This is a genomic window from Pseudoalteromonas sp. SG44-1 (assembly GCF_014164315.1).
GTDB classification, from domain to species: domain Bacteria; phylum Pseudomonadota; class Gammaproteobacteria; order Enterobacterales; family Alteromonadaceae; genus Pseudoalteromonas; species Pseudoalteromonas rhizosphaerae.
Window position 1 is genome coordinate 74,528 of sequence record NZ_JACJEW010000008.1, and the last position, 23,488, is coordinate 98,015.

At 41.2% G+C, this 23,488-nt stretch carries 16 protein-coding genes; 9 read left to right on the top strand and 7 right to left on the bottom strand.

Annotated features, from left to right (window positions below):
• Positions 1-165: 165 nt before the first annotated feature.
• From H5187_RS05740 to H5187_RS05750, 3 genes are read right to left on the bottom strand one after another with little or no spacing between them, the layout of a single operon-like run.
• Complete coding sequence (locus H5187_RS05740; protein WP_145234432.1) at positions 166-780, bottom strand: flavin reductase family protein; 615 nt, start codon at positions 778-780, stop codon at positions 166-168.
• Positions 781-789: 9 nt separating this feature from the next.
• Positions 790-1,524 (bottom strand): SDR family NAD(P)-dependent oxidoreductase, encoded by a 735-nt coding sequence (locus H5187_RS05745; RefSeq protein ID WP_182797635.1) that lies wholly within the window; start codon positions 1,522-1,524, stop codon positions 790-792.
• Positions 1,524-1,889 (bottom strand): thiol-disulfide oxidoreductase DCC family protein, encoded by a 366-nt coding sequence (locus H5187_RS05750; protein ID WP_182757459.1) that lies wholly within the window; start codon positions 1,887-1,889, stop codon positions 1,524-1,526. The genes H5187_RS05745 and H5187_RS05750 overlap by 1 nt, the downstream gene beginning before the upstream one ends.
• 220 nt (positions 1,890-2,109) lie before the next feature.
• On the opposite strand from H5187_RS05750, the gene ppc reads away from it, so the two are divergent.
• From ppc to cdd, 3 genes are all read left to right on the top strand, one after another.
• On the top strand, positions 2,110-4,755 hold the full coding sequence (ppc, locus tag H5187_RS05755) for a phosphoenolpyruvate carboxylase (protein ID WP_182797636.1): 2,646 nt from the start codon (positions 2,110-2,112) through the stop codon (positions 4,753-4,755).
• Positions 4,756-5,154: 399 nt separating this feature from the next.
• Positions 5,155-5,532: a hypothetical protein gene (locus tag H5187_RS05760; protein ID WP_145234423.1), complete on the top strand. Its 378-nt coding sequence runs from the start codon at positions 5,155-5,157 to the stop codon at positions 5,530-5,532.
• Positions 5,533-5,580: 48 nt separating this feature from the next.
• Complete coding sequence (gene cdd, locus H5187_RS05765) at positions 5,581-6,513, top strand: cytidine deaminase (RefSeq protein WP_145234421.1); 933 nt, start codon at positions 5,581-5,583, stop codon at positions 6,511-6,513.
• Here cdd and udp read toward each other — a convergent pair.
• Positions 6,494-7,249, bottom strand: coding sequence for a uridine phosphorylase (udp, locus tag H5187_RS05770; RefSeq protein ID WP_149979966.1), 756 nt, complete (start codon positions 7,247-7,249; stop codon positions 6,494-6,496). The two genes, cdd and udp, sit on opposite strands and share 20 nt — an antisense overlap.
• 429 nt (positions 7,250-7,678) lie before the next feature.
• Here udp and H5187_RS05775 point away from each other — a divergent pair, with 429 nt between their 5' ends.
• The 3 genes from H5187_RS05775 to H5187_RS05785 all read left to right on the top strand — a co-directional run bounded on the left by H5187_RS05775 (position 7,679) and on the right by H5187_RS05785 (position 11,038).
• Positions 7,679-8,791: an arginase family protein gene (locus tag H5187_RS05775; RefSeq protein ID WP_182797637.1), complete on the top strand. Its 1,113-nt coding sequence runs from the start codon at positions 7,679-7,681 to the stop codon at positions 8,789-8,791.
• A 124-nt stretch (positions 8,792-8,915) separates the two neighbouring features.
• Positions 8,916-9,608 carry an ABC transporter substrate-binding protein gene (locus tag H5187_RS05780; RefSeq protein WP_182797638.1) on the top strand — a complete coding sequence of 231 codons (693 nt, stop codon included), beginning with the start codon at positions 8,916-8,918 and terminating at the stop codon, positions 9,606-9,608.
• Positions 9,609-9,739: 131 nt separating this feature from the next.
• Positions 9,740-11,038, top strand: a complete 1,299-nt coding sequence (locus tag H5187_RS05785; RefSeq protein ID WP_149979967.1) for a hemolysin family protein — start codon at positions 9,740-9,742, stop codon at positions 11,036-11,038.
• A 26-nt stretch (positions 11,039-11,064) separates the two neighbouring features.
• Here H5187_RS05785 and iadA read toward each other — a convergent pair whose 3' ends face one another.
• The 3 genes from iadA to H5187_RS05800 all read right to left on the bottom strand — a co-directional run bounded on the left by iadA (position 11,065) and on the right by H5187_RS05800 (position 16,744).
• Positions 11,065-12,231: a beta-aspartyl-peptidase gene (iadA, locus tag H5187_RS05790; RefSeq protein WP_182717601.1), complete on the bottom strand. Its 1,167-nt coding sequence runs from the start codon at positions 12,229-12,231 to the stop codon at positions 11,065-11,067.
• 12 nt (positions 12,232-12,243) lie between these two features.
• Positions 12,244-13,650 (bottom strand): putative basic amino acid antiporter YfcC, encoded by a 1,407-nt coding sequence (gene yfcC / locus H5187_RS05795; protein ID WP_182717600.1) that lies wholly within the window; start codon positions 13,648-13,650, stop codon positions 12,244-12,246.
• Positions 13,651-13,813: 163 nt separating this feature from the next.
• On the bottom strand, positions 13,814-16,744 hold the full coding sequence (locus H5187_RS05800; RefSeq protein ID WP_182783534.1) for a TonB-dependent receptor domain-containing protein: 2,931 nt from the start codon (positions 16,742-16,744) through the stop codon (positions 13,814-13,816).
• 339 nt (positions 16,745-17,083) lie between these two features.
• On the opposite strand from H5187_RS05800, the gene H5187_RS05805 reads away from it, so the two are divergent.
• The 3 genes from H5187_RS05805 to H5187_RS05815 all read left to right on the top strand — a co-directional run bounded on the left by H5187_RS05805 (position 17,084) and on the right by H5187_RS05815 (position 23,488).
• On the top strand, positions 17,084-18,784 hold the full coding sequence (locus H5187_RS05805) for a cyanophycinase (protein ID WP_182739499.1): 1,701 nt from the start codon (positions 17,084-17,086) through the stop codon (positions 18,782-18,784).
• 408 nt (positions 18,785-19,192) lie between these two features.
• Positions 19,193-20,350 carry an efflux RND transporter periplasmic adaptor subunit gene (locus H5187_RS05810; RefSeq protein ID WP_182739500.1) on the top strand — a complete coding sequence of 386 codons (1,158 nt, stop codon included), beginning with the start codon at positions 19,193-19,195 and terminating at the stop codon, positions 20,348-20,350.
• A gap of 12 nt (positions 20,351-20,362) precedes the next feature.
• Entirely contained in the window at positions 20,363-23,488 is a 3,126-nt protein-coding gene (locus H5187_RS05815; protein WP_182717595.1) for an efflux RND transporter permease subunit, read from the top strand.

The following is a 23,488-nucleotide window of genomic DNA, read 5'->3' on the forward strand; positions in this document are numbered from 1 at the left end:
ACAGTCTATTGTAAGGTAGTTGCGACTTTCAATATAATACGTTGCACTTGCTGCTGAGGTTTACTCCATAGCGCAGTGTTAACAACCATATCAAAGTATGATATTTAATTATTCAAAGTATATATGACACTCTTAACAATCATTTTCAAAGCTCAGCTGCTCTATTTAACGAGGTTTTTTAGCATAGGGTAGACGCGTTATAGCGTGTGTTTTGTGATAACTATCTAAGCCGCTAATGGTGACGGTGTTGATTGACTCTAAATCGATAAAACCATCCTCTAAAATTGCTGAGTCTTCAACATGTAAGTCTATAATCTCACCGATTACTAACTCAGTGCCATTTACGGCAAGGTGTTGATGCTCAACAAATTTAACTGCATACTTTAAACGGCTTTGAGCAACAAACGGAGCCGAAAAATTAGCCAGATACTCGGTTGTAAGGCCTGTAGCATCAAATTCAGATTCATTTTTATCGTAACGGGCAGAAGTCTGGTGAGCTTGTTCCACAATCTCGCTATTCACTTGGTTAATAGTGTAAACACCGGTTGCTAAAATATTCTCGAAAGTATGACGAGGTACACTATGTGGACGCATAATCATACCTACAAGCGGTGGATGCGCGCCAAGGTGAATTACCGAACTTACAATTGCTAAGTTGGTGTTGCCTGCACTATCTTGAGTACCAATTAAGTTGGCACTTTTAAAACCAGATAGTGAGTTTATTAAATGCGTACGGTAGTGTTTATCTAACTGACTAATGGCGTCTGTTGTAAAGTGCATGGTTTATCCTTACCAGTGTATGTGCTCACCTTGCCAATCAATGTAGGCGGGTTGACCTATCTCAGTGAGCTGTTCAGGTTGTTGTAAAAGAGTATAAAGTTGTGATGCTACAAACTCAGGTGTAAAGAGCTTACCTGCGGGTACATTTTTTTGAAACGGCTTAGATAAATTAGTATCTGTTGTGCCCGGATGAAAAAGAATTAAACGTGTTTGTTTTGCGCGTCGTTGCAGTTCAATAGCTGCTGTTTTAAATAACATATTAAGTGCTGCTTTTGAGGCGCGGTAGCTGTACCAGCCGCCTAAGTTATTGTCTGTAATACTACCTACTCGCGCACTTAAGGCCGTTATGGTACAAGGTGTTTTGTGGCTAAGTAGCGGCGCGATTGCTTGCAGGCACAAAATAGGAGTCAATGTATTGGTGTTGAGTAAGGTATTGAAATAATGCTCATCGATATCGTCGAGTTTTTTTTCAGGCATAGATTGCGCATAATGTAGCTGGCCGTTAAAAATAACTACCTGAGTTGGGTATATTGCGCGCTCTTTAAGTAAGTTTGTTAATTCACTTAAGCGTGCTTTGGAATAGTCACAAACAAACTGCTCAACAACAATACCGACAGCGGATGTGTCAATAGAGCTGCGACTTACACAAAAAACCATAGCCTGTGGATCGTGTTTGGCAATTTCTTTTAGATACGCATTTGCAATTTCACTACTTGCACCGAAAATAATATAAGCGTTAGTCATTATTTTATCCCACAACTTGATTGACAGAAAATGCGTGTGATCTGTCTGCGGTACTTAGCAAACAGGCGATAACTTAAATCGGCAATAAAGCGTATTATGGGTAATTGTAGCAGCTTTAGCCATGAATGACGGCCAACCGTTTGCCATGCTTCAAATGTGACATCTAATCCGTAAATCATTTCACCGTTATCACGCTGGCCATGCAAAAACGCCATGGCATCGTGGCGTTTTATGTTTTTAAAGCGCTGCTCAAAATCATCTTTATTTATATCTTCGAGTATTATTTTGTTGTGTGTGTCAGCACGCTTAAGTGAATCCATTTCTTTAACACAAAGCGGGCAATTACCATCGTAAAAAATAATCATAGTTACTCAAAATTCATCGATTCATTATGTCTTGTTACGAAATAGAATAAGCCTTGGATCTGTTAAATTATCCATTTGGATGATATTAATAGAGTCTTACAAATATAAAGGTAAGCAAAGTGTCGATTTTTTACCGCATTTTACACTCCACACTTAAAAATTGAACACGGCTTATTATTAGTACCTTTATGGTATAAACATCAACAATGGAGTATCAGGAATGAGTGAACAATATGCCGCCTTGCGTGGGAACGTTAATTTATTGGGGCAATTATTAGGCCAAACAATCAAAGACGCCCAAGGACAAGCGATTTTAGATAAAGTAGAAGAAATTCGAGCTTTAGCTAAGTCATCCCGCACAGAAAACGAGCAAGACCGCCATACCTTAATTAATGTTCTGCATGCTTTAACCGATGAAGAGTTACTGCCAGTGGCACGTGCTTTTAATCACTTTTTGAATCTAGCCAATGTTGCAGAGCAGTTTCATACTATTTCTCGTTTTAATGACGTGGGTTTTTGTCAGCTAAGCCCGTTAACACAAACTTTAAAAGCATTAGCTAGCCACGCACAGCAGGGTAAAATAAATCCCAATGAAATCGCAGAAAATTTAGCTAAACTGCATATCAATTTAGTTTTAACTGCACACCCAACTGAAGTAACTCGCCGTACAATTATTAACAAACACGTTGAATTAAGTGATTGTTTAGCAGCTCTTGAGCGTACCGATAACCTGCCTTATGAGCGTGAAAATATATTAAACCGTATCGCACAGTTGATCAGCCAAGCATGGCATACAGACGACATCCGTCGTTCACGTCCAACCCCAATTGATGAAGCAAAATGGGGTTTTGCAGTTATCGAAAATAGCCTTTGGCACGCCGTTCCGCGTTTTTTACGAGACTTTAATAAAGAAGTAAAAGAGCACCTTGATTTAGAGTTACCAAACGATTACAGCCCCGTTGAATTTACCTCATGGATGGGGGGCGATCGCGATGGCAATCCATTTGTAACAGCATTAGTGACGCAGCAAGTGCTGGATCATGGGCGCTGGATGGCACTGGATTTATACAGTCGCGATATCGACACTTTAAGCACTGAGCTTTCTATGTCACAAGCCAGTGATGAGCTAGTCGAGCTCGCTGGACAAGATTTTGAACCGTATCGTGCGGTATTAAAAGTACTCAAAGCGCAAGTGAGTGAAACCGTTGCTCATCTTGGCGCTAAAATTATGAATAAGCGCACCGATGCACAAGACATCGTCACTGACATTGAGCAGTTAAAGCAGCCGCTTGAGGCATGCTACCGTTCGTTGCTTAAGAGTAACATTGCGGTGGTAGCCAATGGCTTATTATTAGATGTGTTACGTCGTATTAATAGCTTTGGTATTCGTTTAGCTAAACTAGATGTGCGCCAAGACTCATCACGCCACAGTCAGGTATTTTCAGAGCTCACTCGTTATTTAGGTTTAGGTGATTACGACCAATGGCAAGAAGAAGATAAGCAGGCATTTTTATTAGCCGAGCTTAACTCTCGTCGCCCGCTTATTCCTAAACATTGGCAACCAAGCGCTGATGTAAAAGAAGTCCTCGACACCTTTGATGTAATCGCCAAGCAAGATGCGTCGACGTTTGGTTTATATATTATTTCAATGGCACGCACAGCCTCTGATGTATTAGCAGTACAACTGCTATTAAAAGAAAGTGGTTGTAGTTTTAAACTGCCTGTTGCGCCATTATTTGAAACCTTAGATGACTTAAATGCAGGCAGCGATGTTATTACTCAATTGCTAGATAATAACTGGTATCGAGGCCAAGCTGAGGGCATACAGAATGTTATGATAGGTTACTCAGATTCAGCCAAAGATGCTGGGATGATGGCTGCCGGGTGGGCGCAATACGAGGCAATGGATAAGCTTGTACAATTGGCAGAGCAACGCGGTATTGAGCTGATATTATTCCATGGCCGTGGTGGTACTGTTGGCCGTGGTGGCGCACCTGCTGCGCAAGCCTTGCGTTCACAGCCACCAGGTTCACTCAAAGGTGGCCTGCGTGTTACCGAACAAGGGGAGATGATCCGCTTTAAATTTGGCCTACCTAATGTGGCGCTGGAAAGTCTAAACATCTATGCCGGTGCTGTGCTTGAAAGTAATTTGTTACCACCACCAGAGCCAAAAGATGAATGGCGTGATGTAATGGCGTTGATCAGTGAAAAGTCATGTGAGCATTACCGTAATGTAGTGCGTTTTGATGAAGACTTTGTGCCGTACTTTAGAATGGCAACACCAGAGCAGGAACTATCAAAATTACCGCTTGGTTCGCGTCCAGCAAAGCGTAATCCCAATGGTGGTGTTGAAAGCCTGCGAGCTATTCCGTGGATTTTTGCTTGGAGTCAAAATCGCTTAATGCTACCAGCATGGCTTGGGGCACTAACTGGTTTACAAGCTGCACTTGAAAAACACGGCATAGACACCCTTAATGAGATGAGTCAACGCTGGCCGTTTTTCAGAGCCCGTCTAGAAATGCTTGAAATGGTATTCAGTAAAGCGGACTGTTGGTTAAGTGCGCATTACGACGACGCTTTAGTTGAAGAGCAATACAAACCACTAGGTGAAAAACTGCGTAAAGAGCTCAAGCAGGCTATTTCACTGGTACAATCGTTAAGTCCACAGCAAAGTTTGCTTGCCGATCAACCTTGGATAAAAGAGTCTATTGGTTTGCGCAACCCGTATACGGATCCATTGAATGTGCTTCAAGTTGAGTTGTTAAAACGTTCGCGCGAAGCGGCAGAAGGCAGCTCTGGTGACATTGATAACGCGTTAATGATTACTATGACTGGGATTGCCGCAGGTATGCGTAATACCGGTTGATTATCCAATAATTAAGTGTGGACTTCTTTGCTGTGTTTAGCAGCGAGAGGTCCATTAATTAGTTAATTGAGCACTAACAGTGCGCTGTGCTGGTAAGGTTCGGCGCATATATTACCAAGTAAGTTATATTTATCCGCATTAAACATCTTATTTAATCTTAGTTCAGCTTAGATGTATTGAATACAGTTACTTCCTATCGTTAAGCTGTTTCAGGTTATAACTTAGTTACAACAAGGTATTTTTTGGTATCATTTTAGCAAAAAAAACCATCCTTTATTCTGTATTAACGCTCTGGTCAGACCTGATTTGCTACTAGATATTGACTGTCTGTTTTTTTTATCTAGAATGTCGGTTGTTTTGTCATTTTATGGCAATTGTACTAATAATCGAGTAGTAATTATGTCAAATGTGTCTACTTGCATCACGTATGATGCATCTACGTCATTAATAATGATGACGCTTAGAGGGACGGCAAGTGCACAGGATGTGATGAACTTTTATCAAATTGCGCAGCAGTATGTATCTATTTACGGCAGTAATAAATTACTCGTTGATGTGTCTGAATTAACGCATAAATTTCCGGCAAGTGAACTGCTGACTATTATGCCAGCAGTATCTCAGTGGTTAGCTAGTTGCTTTATTGCTCGCGTCGTTAGTTTTGATGGTTTTATGCACGATTTGTTTTTGCAAAAAGCACAGCGCTTTGATATAAAAGCAGAAAATTTTGATTGTTTTAACAGCGCGAAAAATTGGTTAGTAAATCAACCTAGCATTTAAGCGTTGAACCTTCTAAACTAGTTAGCCATTAAATCATAAAACTAGTCTATGTCTTCATTAACGCCTACAGTAAGTACTCAAACTAGCTGCGTTTTTAGCTTCAGTGAAAAACAACAGCAGCAGTTATATCTTCACGTAAAACAGCACAAGGGTATTTTAAATACCGCTGATATCACAGCTTTGTGCGCGCAATATAAGCAACCTGTCGAGGTTATACTGCGTGCCTGTTTACCTATTGCTGCAAAATTTGCAGTTGTGCCTATTTCACATTTTTTTGTTGGGGCAATTGTAGTTGGCTACGATAAACACGGTGAGCAACATTTTTATTTTGGGGCTAACGTTGAATTTGCACAACAAGCATTAAGCTTAGTGGTTCATGCTGAGCAATCGGCAATTAATAACGCTTGGCTCAATGGCGCGAAAAAAATAGCTAAAATTGCTATCAGTGATGCGCCATGTGGTTATTGTCGTCAATTTATGAATGAGTTGGCTGATGCGCAGAGCTTTGATATTTTATTACCGCAGCAGCAATTCAAGCTGGCTGATTTACTCCCTCACTCATTTGGTCCGCAAGATTTAGGTAATTCTTATAGCTTGTTTAACCCCGCTCCACAACAGCATGAATTTGTTGTAACTGATGAACTGGATAAAACGTTGTTAAGTTATGCGTTGGCTGCATATGTACCTTACTCTGAAAATTACAGCGCAGTGAAAATTAGTACTTTCGAAAATGGTAATTTTTATGGTTGTTATGCGGAAAATGCCGCGTATAGCCCGAGCTTATCACCACTGCAAAGTGCGGTGAGTCAATTGCATTTAGCCGGTTTGGCAATGACTAAAGATGTTGTCAAAGGGATTGAGTTACTACAAACGCAGGGTAAGGGAAATCAGTTAAGTGTCAGTCAAGCAGTACTGGCAAGTTACACTGATTTGCCAGTACTACAAAGTATTAGTTTAAATATTAAGCCAACAGCAGTTTAGCGGCTTCGAGTACCACGGCGACTGATTTTTTCTCAATCTCGCCGTGATCTACATTGGGGATTTCTTGGCGAGTACGATTAACCAACACACCAGCTACACAGGCGGCTTTTAGCCCCAGTGCTGCACACATTGTAAATAAGGTTGCTGATTCCATTTCATAGTTCATCACGCCCAGCTTTTGCCATTCTTCACAGCTACCTTGAAATGCTTTTGGTACATAACCCGAGTAAGTGTCGTAACGTTCTTGACCTGGGTAAAAAGTATCGCTTGATGCAGTAATACCAATATGAAAATCAATGCCTAAATTACCGCACGCATTTACCATCGCTTGAGTGGCGAAAAAGTCAGACACCGCAGGGTAGTTCAATGGCGCAAAATGTTGGCTCGCACCATCTAAACGCACAGATGCTTGGCTGATTAAAATATCACCTTCATTAATATGAGGTTGAATAGCGCCAGTTGTGCCAATTCGTAAGAATGTTTCAACTCCCAATTGCGCCAGCTCTTCTACTGCAATGGAGGTTGAAGGACCACCAATACCGGTTGAGCAAATAACCACAGAGTTACCGTTAAGTTGACCTAAGTAAGCATGAAATTCTCGGGTTTGGACGAGGCAAGTTGGGTTTTCGAGAAAAGTTGAAATACGTGCTGCACGATCTGGATCGCCCGGTACAATTGCAAGTTTTGCACCGTGTAGATCGTCGCGGGTGAGTCCTAAGTGAAATACCTTTTCCATAGCGGGGCCTTATTTATAACTTTTGTTCTAACGTCAGTTAATAACGCTAATTTATAAAGAGTTGTTGTCAATTTAGCATAATTACTACAATGCATTGCCTTGTACAGGACGGATGTCCGTTATCAAATTTATTCATTCTCTTTGAATATTCAAGCAACTGACTTTAATTTGTGTCATCGCCGGTAGTTGACTTGTATTCATAGACACTATATCAATCCTACTAGGCACTCTATTTTAGTTTATACGTTGTTGGATAAATAAGTATAACCAATTGTTATTTTAAAGGTTTATATAGTTATTTAAAATGTAGCTAAAGCGGCGAGAGTAATAAAATTGCGAGTGAAAATCGGCGCGTTAATCTTTTATTAATTTTATTTTCAACAACGCTCTTTTGCATAACTACGCAAAAGCACACAGTAAGGAATTGCAATGAGCACACAATGGCACACATTTAAAAGTAAAGTTGAGCACTGTTTATGTCCGCCGGGCGATGGCGTTTTTACGGTTAATACTGCAAAAGAACGTAAAGCGGCGCTGCGTATGAAACTGTATGGGCAAGAAGATAATATCGATACGCTATGGCGTGCATCACTCGATACACTTAGTCAAAGTGAGCATAAAGCGGTGACTTTAGGTATTAGCTCTGACTGTGGTGGTGGCATTTTACGCGGCGCCAACTGGGGGCCATTGTTTTTACGCTCAACATTGATTGATCAGCAGCCTCAGGCAAAGTCGTTTGATTTAGGTGATGTAAGGGTTATCCCACATTTACTGCATGATAAATATTTAAACGACGCGACTATCAGTAATTGCCAACAGGCATTATATGATAATCCAAGCAGTGAGTATTATGTCAGCCCGTTGTCTATCACTGAAGATGTATGCGATAGCTTTTATGCAACGTTTACTGATAAAGGCATTTTTGGTATTGGTGGTGATCATTCAATTAGTTACCCGTTAACTAAAGCGTATTTGAAGGCAAAGCGTGTGCAAGGTAAACGCACTGCGATTATTCACTTTGATGCGCATACCGATTTACTCGTTGAGCGTTTAGGTATCGATTTATGTTTTGGCTCGTGGTGCACGCATATTTTAGAGTTTTTACCTGCACCACATCATCTGATCCAATTTGGTATTCGTTCAAGCGGTAAGCCAAAAGAACACTGGGAATCTACCTTTGGCGTTAAACAACATTGGGCCCATGAGATCATCGAACGAGGCGCGCCGGCAATTGCCGCAGAAGTAATTGCTCAGCTTAAAGCTGATAATGTTGATGAACTCTACGTCAGCTTTGATATTGACGCCCTCGATGAAGAGTTTGCATCAGCAACAGGCACACCCGAAGGGAACGGTTTAACGCCGCAGCATGCTTTGGATATCTTAGTTGCTTTGGCTGATGAATTTCCGATCACTGGCGCTGATATGATGGAAATTGCCCCATTTACTGACAGTTCACTGATTGGTCAATCGAGTTCAGATACAACGCTTAGAGAAGGTGCAAAAATTTCAGCATTTTTAATTAATGCCATGAACCGCGCATAGTCAATAACAGTTAATATAAGCAGCATGCTGAGGCATGCTGCTTTTTTAATTCACAAATCAGCTATTTGCCGTTATATTTAATTTACATCAAGAGAGGCTTAAAATAATAATCGGTGGGGTAAGAGTGGCTAAGTGGTGTTATTTTTTATTAATAATCTTAAGTAGTCAAACTGTAGCTAAATTAAACATAGTTACAGAAAACTTTCCGCCTGCTCAATATATTGATGAAAATGAACAGCTTGTTGGCTATATCGCTGATAAAGTTCAAATGGTGTTAGCTTCTTCAACACTCGATTATACAATTTCAGTGCATAGTTGGAGTACTGCATTTAATATGGCACTGCGCGATCCGCAAACGTGTATTTTTTCTATGACGCGTTCAACTCCTCGTGAAAAGCAATTTATTTGGATTGCAGAATTAGCAAAGTTGAATACTTATCTGTATGCATTGAATTCAAAAAACATTGTTATCAATTCCCTAGAGCAAGCAAAGCAATACCGAATTGCGGTATTAAAAGATAACTACAGCCATCACTTTTTATTATCACAGGGCTTTGAAGAAGGTGTAAATCTAATGCTGATGAATAGTTTTGATAATATTTTTAAAATAGTTCAAAGCCGTCAAAGCAGTATCGATATCGTTGTATTACCTGAACAACGGGCTAAATATGAGCATGCTAAAAGGCAAGTTACTGACAAATTAACACCTATTTTAAGGCTTAATATTGAGCAACCGGCATTATATTTTGCTTGTAACAAAGCGCTAGATAAGCCAACTCAAACCAAACTCAGCAACGCATTCAACGCGTATCAGTAAGCTTTTATTGTTGGTAATGCACTGATATTTAATTACTTTTAATATTAGTTAAATTTAAATTGCCCAACCTTTAAAAGGGGTTATAATCCAGCTGCTTTTGCTTATAAAAGCGCTTATTTTTGGAGTTATAAATGGGTGACTTAATCGGGATTGGTTTATTAATCTTGATCAGTGCGTTATTTGCTATGTCGGAAATCGCCATCGCAGCATCACGTAAAATTAAATTAAGAGTCATGGCTGACGAAGGCAATGCTAAAGCGGCTGCAGTATTAAAGCTGCAAGAGCAACCGGGTGCTTTTTTTGCCATGATCCAAATTGCTCTCAATGCAATTGCTATTTTAGGCGGTATAGTGGGCGAACAAGCGCTTTCACCTTATGTTGAAAGTGTACTTGTGTTGTTTTATCAAGGACCGTTACTGGCGCAAATTAGCTTTTTACTGTCGTTTTTGACAATTACTTCATTGTTTATTTTATTTGCTGATTTATTACCAAAACGCTTAGCTATGATCCTACCAGAGGCTGTTGCGGTTCGCGTAGTCACGATTATGCGTTGGGTAACGTATGCATTAACACCGTTGGTATTGTTTTTTAATGGTGTAACTAATATTGTTTTACGCTTATTCAATGTGCCGGCAGAGCGTGAAGACATTGTAACTACCGAAGACATAGTCGCAATGATGGATGCAGGCGCAGAATATGGTAGCTTACAACAACAAGAATATGATTTGATTGGTAATGTATTTGATTTAGAAGCGCGCTTTTTATCGAGTGTTATGTCACCTAGAGATCAAATAGTCTACTTTGATATTAACGAAGCCAGCGATAGTATTTCGGGCAAAATCATTGATCATCCACATAATCATTTTTTGGTATGCAATGGCAATTTAGATAAATTAATTGGCTCAGTTGAATCAAAAGATATTCTTCGCCAAGTGCTCAAAGGCGATGCAGCGAATATTAACGACGAAATGCTCGAAAAAGAGATTTTTTATCTACCAGAAACACTGAGTTTGTCAGAGGCATTAAATGCCTTTAAAGGCGCAGCAAAACCTTTCGCAGTGGTGGTAAATGAATACGCACTTGTCGTGGGAATTGTGACAGTTAAAGATCTTATGAAAGGCTTTATGGGAGATTTGATCACCCATAATGGTGATGAATTAATTATCGCACGTGATGCAAATTCATGGTTAGTTGATGGTTTAACCCCAGCCGTTGAGCTGGCAAAAGTGCTCGGTGTGGATGAATTTCCAGATCAAATGCATTATGAAACTGTTGCCGGATTTTTAATTTATACCATGAAGCGAATTCCTAAACGAGCAGAATATATTCAATACGCAGGTTTTAAATTTGAAGTTGTGGATGTTGAAGGGATCCGAGTTGAACAGTTATTGGTGTCTAAAATACTACCGGTAGAACCAGCCTTACAATAAACGTGAGGCGCTATGCGCCTCATTATTTATTCAAAAGCGCCTTTTATTATTGCAAACCCTTGCTCAACCATATGAATGCCATTACTCCATACATGTTGTGGCGCTAAAGTGTTGCTATCAAGTAAAACTAAGTCGGCGTCTGAGCCTTTGCTAATAGTGCCTTTTTTAATCCCCAGTACATTAGCGGGATTAGTGGTTATGGCCATTAATGCGTGCTCTATACTCACCTCATATTGATGTACAGCTTGTTGAAAAGCACCTAACAGAGAGGCTTCTTTACCAATTTCAAGCCCGAGCAAATTAAATTGCTCGTCAAATATTGGCAGGCTGGCATGGCCATCTGAACTCATAGTCAATTGTGTTGGCTTAACATTGTGTGTTAAACAGTAAGCTAACGCTTGCGCGGCAGCATATTCGCCATGGGCAAGATCATACTCAGTTGTGCTGGTGGTAAAATCAATTGTACCGCCGGCTTCACAAAATAAAATCCCAGCGTCAAGCAGCGCTTTATTTCTATTCATGTGTGTTGGATAAAACTGACTCAATGAAATATCAGTATTTTTATCAACCTCATGCAGAATCGCTAAGTGACTATTAACGGGGCCGACATGAATGCTCACGGTGCCTTTTTTTGCGCTTAGCATGCCGGCGACTTTTGCTTCTGCTGCCAACTCTGCGAGTTGTTGAACGGTGGGTTGGCTGCTACGGTGATCTGAAATTGCCACTTCGCCTACGCCAATAAACTCGTCAATATACATTAGGTCATTTGTAATACTACCCGTCAGTGTTTTAGCGGGTAAGTGATAAGAGCCAGTATGGCAAAATACATTAAGACCAAGCTCTTTTAAGCCTTTCGCTTTAGCAACTAAGTTGGTTAGTGTGCGACTGCTTGAGTCAGTGCCCAGCGCTGCAATAACGGTTGTAATACCTGCTAAGGTGGCATCAGTTAAGTTCATTTCTGGCGTTCGACTAGTAAAACCTGCTTCGCCGCCACCGCCTGTAATATGGACCAAAGAGTCAACAAAGCCTGGTACTAGAATGTTTCCTCGGCCATCGATAATCTTTACTTCGGTATTACTTTCTAGTTTGATCTCGGTTCGAAAATCAATCACTTTAGAACCAGCGATGAGTACATCCATCTGCCCTTGAGGGCTTGGAGTATAAAGGTTTGCACCTCGAATTAATGTCAACATAGTGAAGTCTTTTTATTGATAATTGATAAAATAAGCAAGAAATATGAAGCCGCTTGCTAAAGTAAATAATGCTAAAGTGAAACGCCAAATAAAGGCTGCCCATTCGCTCCAATCAAGCTTTACAATACCTAAGCAACCGATCAAGCTGGCTGAGGTTGGAATGAATATATTCGTTAAGCCATCGCCAAACTGAAAAGCTAATACCACAATTTGTCGTGAGACATTGAGTAAATCGCCTAATGGAGACATCAGTGGCATAGTGATAGCGGCTTGGCCGGACCCTGAAGAAACAAAAAAGTTAAACACACTTTGAAATAATAACATTCCCCATGCCGCAACAAAGTCTGGTACCGCAGCGATACTACTAGCACTATGATAAAGTAATGTATTTAAGGTTGACGGTGCATTTAAATCACTGCCGCCAAGTAATAATACCACCCCTTTGGCAAGAGCGACTAACATGGCTGCGGGCAACAATTCTTGTGCGCCATGTTTAAATGCATCAGCACTTTGGTTAGCTGTTTGTTTATTAAAAATACTGGCTATAAAAGCACTGATCACACCAATACAAAAAAACTGTGCTGCGAGCTCTGGAATATAGTATTGGCGCGCCATCACACCCCACACAACCCAAGTAATACCCGTTATAAAAGTAATCAAGATAAGTTTATCGGCGGTATCTAATTTTATATCAGTATGGGAGTCGCTTTGCGCGGTGTTAATGGTTCTGATCGAGTTGGCATAACGTATAGTAAAAAATAAACCAAATAGTGTAAACACAACCCATGCGATCATTCTAAAGCCAGCACCAGAAAAAACCGGTATTTCAGCAATAGATTGTGCAATTGCAATACTAAAAGGATTCATCCAAGACGTTGCAAAGCCAATTTGTGTGGCAACATACGTAGTTAAAACCGTTACTTTGGCATCATAGCCGAGCTGTTTCATGATCGGTAGCAACACAATACAAAAAGCAATGGCTTCTTCGCCCATACCAAATACTGCGCCACCTAACGAAAATAACACAAATAATAATGGTAGAAACAGCCATTCAACTCGCTGAGTTTTATTGATAAGCGCCATAATACCGTTATTAATTGCGCCTGTTTTCATAATGATACCGAACGCGCCGCCGGTAATTAATATAAATGCCATGACACCGATGGTTGCGCCGTACTTGTCACCCGATACTAAACCTTCAAACAACACATTTGCCAGGCCAATTTCACCGCCTTCAGCAAACAGCGGCGTTTGCTCGCTTACAGCCACTGTTTGGTATTGAGAAAGTTCAACACTGTGGCTATCTTTTTGGGCGTTAAACATCCCAGGAGTAATAAACAAGGTTGCCAAGTAGGCAATTAATGCAACTGATAACAAGATGATACTTGCATCAGGCATAGTAAATTGTTTGTTTTTCATAATTTCACTTTTCGCAAAGAAATAGGTTGCTTAGACTAAGCCGCACACCTGCTTATTTTAACACGAAGTTTATTTGAATAAGTGACCTTACTCTACAAAGCAAAGCCACTTAGCACAATTTGGATGGTGTTACGCACAGCGACTAGCACGGCGCGTATAATTTTTAGAAACGATAGCTGACACTAAATGTATAACGCGCGCCATAAGCATTATGGTTTATAGAATCAAAACCACGACTTGAGCCGTATAGCTGTGGCGGCTCTTTGTCAAAAATATTATCAATGCGCGCTCTTAAGGTAAGGGCTTTATTTACGTAGTAACCTGCAGATAAATCCCATACGAGCCAATCGTCAACTTGATGATTACCTTGTGAGTCAAGTTTACCTAAACTTTCCAGTTCATCAATTTCACGGCCTCGAAGTCCTTCAATGTCATCATCATAGCTGCTGGTGTAATTTGCGCCAAGGTTTAGGTAGTAGCTTTGAGCTTCCCAATCGATTGACATACGACCGATGTTTTCAGGGTAGCGATATGTACCCACTAACTTTTCAATGGCATCAGACCCTGGTTTACTGCGCTCAAATTCAAGATAGTGCGTGCCATCAAATGCAAAAGTTAAATCGCCACCTGAAAGCCTAAAACGGTGATCAAACTTAATATCAATCCCTGCTAATGTTTGTGTGCCGGTATTTTCAAGTGGGATAACATGGTCACGAAATAATGGTAAAAATAGTTCATCATCACGTGGGTTAAACTCGGTAATATAGTTATCTAAAATTTCATTTAGGTTGGCACCATCTTGCTCGATACTTAAACCACTATTGTCACTGATATCACATAGCTCATTATCGTAAGAAATACCTTGTTGACCTTCTGGGACAATACCGCAATGGCGCAGTGATGCATCAGTAATGGCACGATCTAGCACCGCAGTCATATTAGTATCAATCACTTCTTCGTGATCAAACTGCCAGTAATCAACGGTTAGGTTAGTATCAGCGCTTGGGCTCCAAGCAAAACCAACACTAATAGCTTCTGATTCTTCAGCTTTAAGATTTTTATTTCCAAGCTCGAGTGAGTTAACACTTACCTCTGTTCCTTGGCCCATACAATAAAGATCAGATACTGCTTGGTTAGCACCGCAATCGAAGGTTGATTGAGTGGTTCTTAATTTAACACCAGCTTGCGTAAGAGAAGGGGCACGGAATGACGTAGACCATGAGCCACGTAACACTAACGAGTCGTTAGGACGATAGCTTAAGCCTATTTTTGGATTAAAGGTGCCGCCAAAATCGTCATAATGATCGTAACGTCCTGCCGCCTGTAGCTCAACTTGATCGGTCAATGATACACTTATTTCTGCGAACGCCGCGTATTGAGTGCGATCAGCCTCTGATAAGCTCGAGCCAAAACCAAATACATCCACTAAGTAGCCGTTTTCAGGGCGTGCTTGCGAGTCAAGTGATGGAATGTCAGTTAATTCTTCACGGCGAGCTTCAACTCCAAATGATGCATAAGCGGGTAAATCATTAAAGGTGAATAGCTCACCGTTAAAGTTTACATCCCAGCCGTATACGGTGCTTTCGCCACTGCGTGTTGGACGTGCCTGTGCCGTTGCTAAAACCGCATCGTTGGCGGCATCGCCTTGCACAAATGGATTATAAAATGGCAGTAAATCGCCTGATACACAGTTAAGGTTTGCGCCGTCGTAGTTTGCTAATGTACCGTCTGAGCATAGTTCACCAGTAATGGCGGCATGAAATTGATAGCGATTGTAAATACCATCAATGGCTTCTTGCTCAGAGCTTGAGCGAGAAAAGGTTACGCCTGACTCCCAGCTCCAGTCACCAACATCACCTGCAAGGCTACTCACTAAGCGGAAGTTTTTAGTTTCTACTTCGACAGTACGTGGGGCATTAAAACGCGCATCAAAGCCAAAGCCGTAAACTTCGCGGCCAGCTTGCGTATCAAATTCAAATGGGTCAATAAACACTTGATCCATCAAATCATTACTGCCATCTGCATTATCATAAATGAACAGCGCATCTTCTAAAATGAAAGGACCATCTTCATCATTTATTTGATTAATCGGTGAGGGTGACGAGTACGCTTTTGCCTTTGTTTGGCTATAGAAAAAGTCAGTATGCCAATCAAGACCGCCTAAGCTGCTATTGAACATAAAGCCAGTCGATAGACTCTCAAATGGCGTATCCAGATAATCGTCTTGATTTGGGTAATAGGCACAAATGTCTTCACCAAATTCAGTTGTAACTAATTCAGTCTGGCAATTTGGCGCTGGCAATTCATTCCCATCACGCGAGCTGTAATAATAAATATTTGGCGCGTTTTCAAGTTTTGGTAAGTACGAATAACTATTCACCAGTGGTGATGATGCAGTGAAATCACGATCGGTGGCTTTAAAGGCGTTACGGTCAAAAATATCGGCAAAAACCGTTAAGTTACTCTCACCAATGTTTGTACCGTATACTAGGTTAAGTTGTTTTTTACCTTCATCATGACTGTTAAAGCTATTTGCGTAGGATGCATTTACTTCAGCGCCTTCAAAGTCATCTTTTAAAATATAGTTAATTACACCTGCTACGGCATCTGCACCGTAAACCGCTGATGCACCGGTTGCAAGAATATCAATACGCTCGATAGCTGCAAGTGGAATTGAGTTCACATCGACAAAGTTTTCCGTGCCAGCGGCAAATGAACTGGGCGCAACACGGCGACCATTAATCAGTGTTAATGTGGCTGATGGGCCCATGCCACGTAGGCTTGCCGCAGATTGTCCCGCAGGTGTTGAGGTGGACGTGCCACCGCTTTCTGAAGTGGAAAAAGTGCCGCTACCACCTTTGAACACGGATAAATCCTTTAGTAATTCGTGAATCGTGTTGGCGCCAGAGCGTTTGATGGCATCTTGGTCTAATACCGTTAGTGGAATCGTTCCTTCAAGATCGACGCCTTTTAAACGTGATCCGGTGACTTCTACTCGTTCAATGTTTTCAGCTTTAGTGTTTTCTTGCGCATACAAAAAAGTTGGGCAAAGCACTGCGCTTATTGCCGTTGCAATAGTTAATTGACGAAACATATTGGTTTACCTTTGTCTTTATTTTAAGCACAGGTGTACTGCACAGTGCTTATTTTTTGATTATTTAGACAGGGCCGTGATCGATAGACACAGTTAGCCCCTCACAGAGAATGTGAGGTAGTGGCTACTCGTCAAACCACTCCGAAAGGTAGTGAGGAGAGTAGAAATATGTACACAGCGATGTTGCGTTTTTAAACATAATTCCAATCCAAAAGGTTTTTGACAAAGCTAGTATTTGGGTGCTAGCTTACTCGCGATTTAAAAGTTCCTTATTTTTATAGCAAGCATAAAGTTTTACTGCAAGCTATTTTTTATCATTTTTTACATGAGTATAACATTATGGAAAACTTTCGGGAACATCTTACAAAGAGCTCTAAATGTGGTTTTTTTGCTGCTTTTACACTGGTAATGGCCGCTTTTTCGGCGAATATATCTGCAAGTCAAACTGAGCAAACCTTGCTGTTAATTGGTGGTGCATTAACGACTTGTTCAAGTTTTAGTCCTAAAAATTGCATTGAAAAAACATCATTAATAGGAAAAAAAGCGAATCAATTTCAATTGACGGGCAAAGCACTACAAGAAATAAAAAGCCAATGGCCTGATGATAGTACTAATAATCGCAATGAAACCTTGCGGGTTTTATCAAAAATTGCCAAGCAACAGCCTAATCTTATCGATAAAGGGTCTTTGCTATGGGCTTGGCGGGATTTAGATAGCCGCTCGCTCAATAATTTAACTGATCGAGAATATAACTTTGTCACTGATATGCTGGAAGTGGCGGTTGTTGATGCTAAAGGCCAGCGCATAAAAGAAACGGTGCAAAGTAAACAAAATAATGAGCCGGCTGCTAATGATATAGTTAATTTTATTTCTGCAACAGCTAAAGTAAATAGTAAACAGCCGAGCTTATTAGCTATCACAGCATCGAGTCGCGACCCTTATGAATCGGCTGACTTTTACGAAGGCTTACTGGATTTTGATCGTATTAAAAGTTCATGGCTGGCATTAACTCCGGCATTAGCGCAAGCAATCACAACTGGGCAATGTGAAAAGCTAGCGCAATTTCGCCAGCAAAACATGCAGGTGTTTAATCGCCACAAAATCTATCCTGACCGTATTCAAGCTGAGCAACAACTATGCGACGCGGGTGTTGATAATTTAGTTGCAAAAATCGAATCAGCAACAGGTATTATGCTCAATGGTGGCGATCAAAGTTTAACTCGAAAAGTGTTATTTGATGATACGGGCAAGCCGTATCCATGGACCGATGCTATACGTTCACGTCCGCTATTGGTAGGTACAAGTGCAGGCACAGCCATTCAAAGTGGCGGCAGTAACCAGTTTGGTAGTGTTGCTATGATCACTAATGGCACTAGTTTAGCTGCATTACGTGATGGTGCGCACGCAGTTTCTGCACCGAGTGAACGTTGTGAAGATGATTGTAATCAAGGGCTAAGCGCAGATACATTAACCTATCAAACTAATGGTGGGCTGGGCAGCTTTAGTGCAGGTATAGTTGACACCCATTTTAGTGAGCGAAATCGCACTGTGCGTTTAGCGACATTGCTTGCAAAAACAGGGCAACAGTATGGCTTTGGTGTTGATGAAACGACAGCTTTAGTGTTCATAAAATCACAACAGAGTACGATTGTGACAGTGCTAGGTAAGCATGGGGTTGTGCATTTAAATAAGGGCAAAGATAAATACAGTTTTGATTATTCATTTTGGCCAGCTGGTGCGATTATTGATGTAACACCGCAAGGCTACCAATTAAACCAACGTACTATAGACAGTGCTTTGCCTGCAATTAAAATACCGCCTTTGCCAATGCAGCGTTTTAATAACATACTCACTGATGCTAAATTGCGCTCGCTTACTCAAGCAATGTGTTTAGCTAATGAGCAGTCAGCGGTAGGTCAGCAAGATGAGTTTATAGTGACTTTAAATGCCAGCAAAAATACCCAGTATCAGAGAATAAGTCCAAGCAGTTATGGCTGTGCAATTGAACGACTTAGCGTTAATATTACGACGATTCAATGATGCTTTGATGAAGAGCTACTGTTACTCACAGTAGCTCTTCTTTAAATGACAAAGTAATGTGTTAAATTGTCAACAACACCAATTTGGATATATTGCTACCCATTTTCCCTCAAATCTTACAACCGATGATTGAACATCTGCTTGCTGTGTCGCTTTTAGTTCCAGACGTTCAAAATGACTACTTTTAATGTTTACTGCATCTGCATTGTTATGCTCATTAAAGATAAAATTAACTCTTTTTGTACCTGCAATTAGCAATCGAGTTGTTCTGTTTTTTAGCTCACCGTCAAGTCTTTTTACATCACTTTACATGCTCTTAGATCTTTTAAAAATAATTCTCAATTAACATTGGAAAATGTAATAATTTAATTTAGAATGATCGTTCATTCTAAATTAAGGGTAGTTAACATGCAGCGTTCTCGCGTCGTTCTTTTTACTGTCACCGCTTTGGCAAGTGCAGTTGCTTTATCCGGTTGCGATCAAACTCAGCAGGCGAATGCGCCTGCTTCGCAGCCAGCTCCTGTTGGCGTAATTACATTAAAAAGCCAACCATTAACACTTACTAAGGAGCTTCCTGGACGAGTAACTGCGTCTCAAGTGGCGGAGATTCGTCCTCAGGTAAGCGGTATTATTCAATCACGTTTATTCACTCAAGGTGCTGAAGTTAAAAAAGGTCAGGCTTTATATCAAATCGACCCAGCTACATTTGAAGCGCAAGTGGCAACCAGTAAAGCCGCTATTAGTAAGGCACAAGCAAGCATTGCTAATGCAAAGGCTAAATCAGATCGTTATTCTGAGTTACTAGCAATAAAAGCGGTCAGCCAACAAGATTTTGATGAAGCCGACGCAAGCTATAAAGGCGCCCAGGCTGATTTATTAACGGCTCAAGCGCAGCTTAAAACCGCACAGATCAATTTTAACTATAGTAAGGTTTCATCACCTATTAGTGGTCAAATTGGCAAATCGAACGTGACCGTAGGTGCTCTGGTAAGTGCTAATCAAGCAACCGTGTTAGCAACCGTCACTCAGCTTGACCCAATTTATATTGACCTTACACAGTCAAGTAGTGAGTTGACTCGCTTGAAAAAAGCGATTGCCAATGGTGAGCTTGACAAAGATCTTACTGCGCAATCAAAGGTTGAACTCACTATGGAAGATGGCTCAGTGTATCCGCACACTGGCACTTTGCAGTTTTCTGAAGTGGCTGTTGATCCAAGCACTGGCTCAGTGACTTTACGAGCAGAATTTCCAAATCCAGAAAAGCTATTATTACCAGGTATGTACGTCAGAGCTGTGGTTGTTGAAGGTGTTAAGTCTGATGCTATTTTAGTACCACAACGTGGTGTGAGTCGTAATAGCAAAGGTGAGCCTACAGCGATGGTGGTGAGTAAAGACAATACTGTTGAAGCGCGAGTATTAAAAACTGACCGCACAGTAGGTGCTAACTGGTTAGTGACAAGTGGCTTGAACGACGGCGATCAACTGATTGTTGAAGGTTTACAAAAAATAGCACCGGGCGCACCTGTTAATGCAGTGCCTGCCGACTCAGCTGCTAAAACTCAATAACGGAGCATTTTAATGTCACGATTTTTTATCGACCGGCCTATCTTTGCATGGGTACTGGCCATTATTGTTATGTTGGCGGGTATACTTGCAATTAAAGCGCTACCTATTGCTCAGTATCCGTCTATTGCGCCTCCGGCAATTAGTGTCCAAGCTAATTATCCAGGTGCTTCCGCACGTACGTTAGAAGATACTGTTACGCAGGTTATTGAGCAAAAGATGAAAGGGTTAGATGGCTTGTTGTATATGTCATCAACCTCGGAATCAAATGGCTCGGCAACTTTAACACTAACGTTTGATGCTGATACCGACCCAGATATTGCACAAGTTCAAGTGCAAAATAAACTTGCCTTGGCAACCCCGTTATTGCCACAAGAAGTGCAACGCCAAGGTGTATCAGTAGCTAAATCTGCACGTAACTTTTTAATGGTTGTTGGTTTTGTTTCTGAAGATGGCAGCATGAATAATATCGACATTGGTGATTATGTTGCATCCAATGTGCAAGATATCGTGTCGCGCGTTGATGGCGTAGGTGAAGTGCAGTTATTTGGCTCACAGTATGCGATGCGTATCTGGTTAGACCCTAGTATGCTGCAAAAATATAAACTGACTCCTGCAGATATTAGTGCGTCTATTAGTGCTCAAAATGCGCAAGTATCGGCAGGTCAACTTGGTGCTTTACCTGCGATTTCAGGGCAGCAGCTTAATGCCACTGTGACTGCGCAAAGTCGCTTACAAACACCAGAACAATTTCGCAATATTTTTGTCAAAAACAATGAGGATGGTTCTGTAGTTCGCTTAGGCGATGTCGCAAAAGTCGAACTTGGCGGTGAAAGCTACGGTGTTGTGGCGCGCTTTAATGGTAAACCAGCGTCAGGTTTAGGTATTAAACTTGCCAGTGGTGCAAACGCTCTTGATACTGCTGCGGGTGTTAAAACTGCATTGGCTGAACTAGAGCCTTTTTTCCCTGAAGGGTTAGCCAGTGTTGTACCTTACGACACCACTCCGTTTGTATCATTATCAATTGAAAAAGTAGTGAGTACATTAATCGAAGCCGTGGTGTTAGTGTTTTTAGTTATGTACTTGTTTTTACAAAACTTTAGAGCAACTCTAATTCCTACTATTGCAGTGCCTGTGGTTTTATTGGGTACATTTGCTGTGCTGCAAGTACTCGGTTATTCAATTAATACCTTGACCATGTTTGCTATGGTACTGGCCATTGGCTTGTTAGTTGATGATGCCATCGTGGTGGTTGAAAACGTTGAGCGGGTGATGACCGAAGAAAAACTTTCACCGCTTGAAGCTACGCGAAAATCGATGGATGAAATCAAAGGTGCACTAGTTGGTATTGCTATGGTGTTATCGGCCGTATTTATCCCAATGGCGTTCTTTGCAGGCTCGACAGGGGTTATTTATCGTCAGTTCTCAGTAACCTTAGTAACTGCTATGAGTTTATCTGTTTTAGTGGCACTTATTTTAACACCAGCACTGTGTGCAACCATGTTAAAACCGAGCCACGTACATAATAACTCATCATTTATTGGTCGCTTTTTTATGGGCTTTAACCGCGGCTTTGAAAAGACCAACACCGGCGCACAAAACTTTGTAAGCCGTATGATCAAGCAAAGTAAGCGCTATTTATTGTGTTACGGCTTAATTGTTGGCGGCATGATCTATATTTTCTCACAACTCCCTTCAGCATTTTTACCTGATGAAGACCAAGGTATTTTGTTCAATCAAGTAAGTTTACCAGCAGGAGCAACCACTGAGCAGACATTAAAAGTCGTTGAGAAAATGGAAAAACATTTCCTAGAAGATCAGTCTGAAGCTGTTCGTTCTGTGTTTAGTGTAACTGGCTTTAGCTTCGCAGGCTCTGGACAAAATGCAGCGCTTGGTTTTGTTGGTTTAAAACACTGGGATGAGCGTCAACGCGATGATTTATCGGTTGGTGCAGTTGCAGGCAAAGCGATGGGTTATTTTTCTACGATTAAAGAAGCCTTTGTTTTTGCTTTCCCACCACCTGCGGTTGTTGAGCTTGGCACTGCCAATGGCTTTACCTTGTTTTTACAAGATAGGGTTGGGCTTGGTCACGACAAATTACTCGAAGCGCGAAATATGTTACTAGGGATGGCTTCACAAAGTCCTGTGTTAGCAGGCGTTCGCCCTAATGGTCAAGAAGATAAGCCAGAACTGGAGCTAGATATTGATTTAGCAAAAGCGCAAGCACTTGGGCTGACCCAAGCAGATATCAATAGTACTTTGTCTACCGCGTGGGGTAGTAGCTATGTGAATGACTTTATCGACCGTGGTCGAGTAAAAAAAGTGTTTTTACAAGGTACGCCAGAGTCTCGTATGGTGCCGGAAGATTTAGATAAATGGTATGTACGTAATAGTAATGGCGATATGGTGCCATTTAGCGCGTTTGCTCAGTCGTACTGGACCTATGGTTCGCCGCGTCTTGAACGCTATAACGGCTTTTCGGCAATGGAAATTCAAGGTGCAGCAGCGCCAGGCTATAGTACCGGTCAAGCCATGGATGAAATGGAGAAATTGGTTAGCCAGTTACCAACCGGGATTGCCTTTGAATGGACTGGTATTTCGTATGAAGAACGTTTAAGTGGTGGTCAAGCGCCATTATTGTATGCGTTGTCGTTATTAGTGGTATTTTTGTGCTTAGCTGCATTGTATGAAAGTTGGTCGGTGCCTGCTGCGGTAATGATGATTGTTCCTTTAGGCGTATTTGGCGCTGCAATGGCTGCCTTTATAGGTAACTTATCAAATGATATTTACTTACAAGTAGGCTTGTTGACTACCATAGGACTGGCGTCTAAAAATGCCATTTTGATTGTTGAGTTCGCAATTCATAAAATGGATGAAGGCATGGGGCTGGTGGATGCTGCAATTAACTCTGTTAAGCTACGACTACGACCAATTTTAATGACTTCTATGGCATTTATTTGTGGCGTTCTACCTTTAGCTATTGCATCAAGTGCTGGTTCTGGTGCACAAAATGCTCTAGGTATCTCTGTCATAGGTGGCACGCTCGCATCGTCAATATTGGCTGTGATATTTGTACCGTTATTCTTTGTATTAGTGCGCAGAGTTTTTCCAGGTAAACATAAAACTGTGACACAGGAGTAA

Coding starts and splice junctions, on each gene's coding strand:
- H5187_RS05740 (WP_145234432.1), bottom strand. CDS start 780: ATGCACTTTACAACAGACGCCATTAGTCAGTTAGATAAACACTACCGT.
- H5187_RS05745 (WP_182797635.1), bottom strand. CDS start 1,524: ATGACTAACGCTTATATTATTTTCGGTGCAAGTAGTGAAATTGCAAAT.
- H5187_RS05750 (WP_182757459.1), bottom strand. CDS start 1,889: ATGATTATTTTTTACGATGGTAATTGCCCGCTTTGTGTTAAAGAAATG.
- ppc (WP_182797636.1), top strand. CDS start 2,110: ATGAGTGAACAATATGCCGCCTTGCGTGGGAACGTTAATTTATTGGGG.
- H5187_RS05760 (WP_145234423.1), top strand. CDS start 5,155: ATGTCAAATGTGTCTACTTGCATCACGTATGATGCATCTACGTCATTA.
- cdd (WP_145234421.1), top strand. CDS start 5,581: ATGTCTTCATTAACGCCTACAGTAAGTACTCAAACTAGCTGCGTTTTT.
- udp (WP_149979966.1), bottom strand. CDS start 7,249: ATGGAAAAGGTATTTCACTTAGGACTCACCCGCGACGATCTACACGGT.
- H5187_RS05775 (WP_182797637.1), top strand. CDS start 7,679: ATGAGCACACAATGGCACACATTTAAAAGTAAAGTTGAGCACTGTTTA.
- H5187_RS05785 (WP_149979967.1), top strand. CDS start 9,740: ATGGGTGACTTAATCGGGATTGGTTTATTAATCTTGATCAGTGCGTTA.
- iadA (WP_182717601.1), bottom strand. CDS start 12,231: ATGTTGACATTAATTCGAGGTGCAAACCTTTATACTCCAAGCCCTCAA.
- yfcC (WP_182717600.1), bottom strand. CDS start 13,650: ATGAAAAACAAACAATTTACTATGCCTGATGCAAGTATCATCTTGTTA.
- H5187_RS05800 (WP_182783534.1), bottom strand. CDS start 16,744: ATGTTTCGTCAATTAACTATTGCAACGGCAATAAGCGCAGTGCTTTGC.
- H5187_RS05805 (WP_182739499.1), top strand. CDS start 17,084: ATGGAAAACTTTCGGGAACATCTTACAAAGAGCTCTAAATGTGGTTTT.
- H5187_RS05810 (WP_182739500.1), top strand. CDS start 19,193: ATGCAGCGTTCTCGCGTCGTTCTTTTTACTGTCACCGCTTTGGCAAGT.
- H5187_RS05815 (WP_182717595.1), top strand. CDS start 20,363: ATGTCACGATTTTTTATCGACCGGCCTATCTTTGCATGGGTACTGGCC.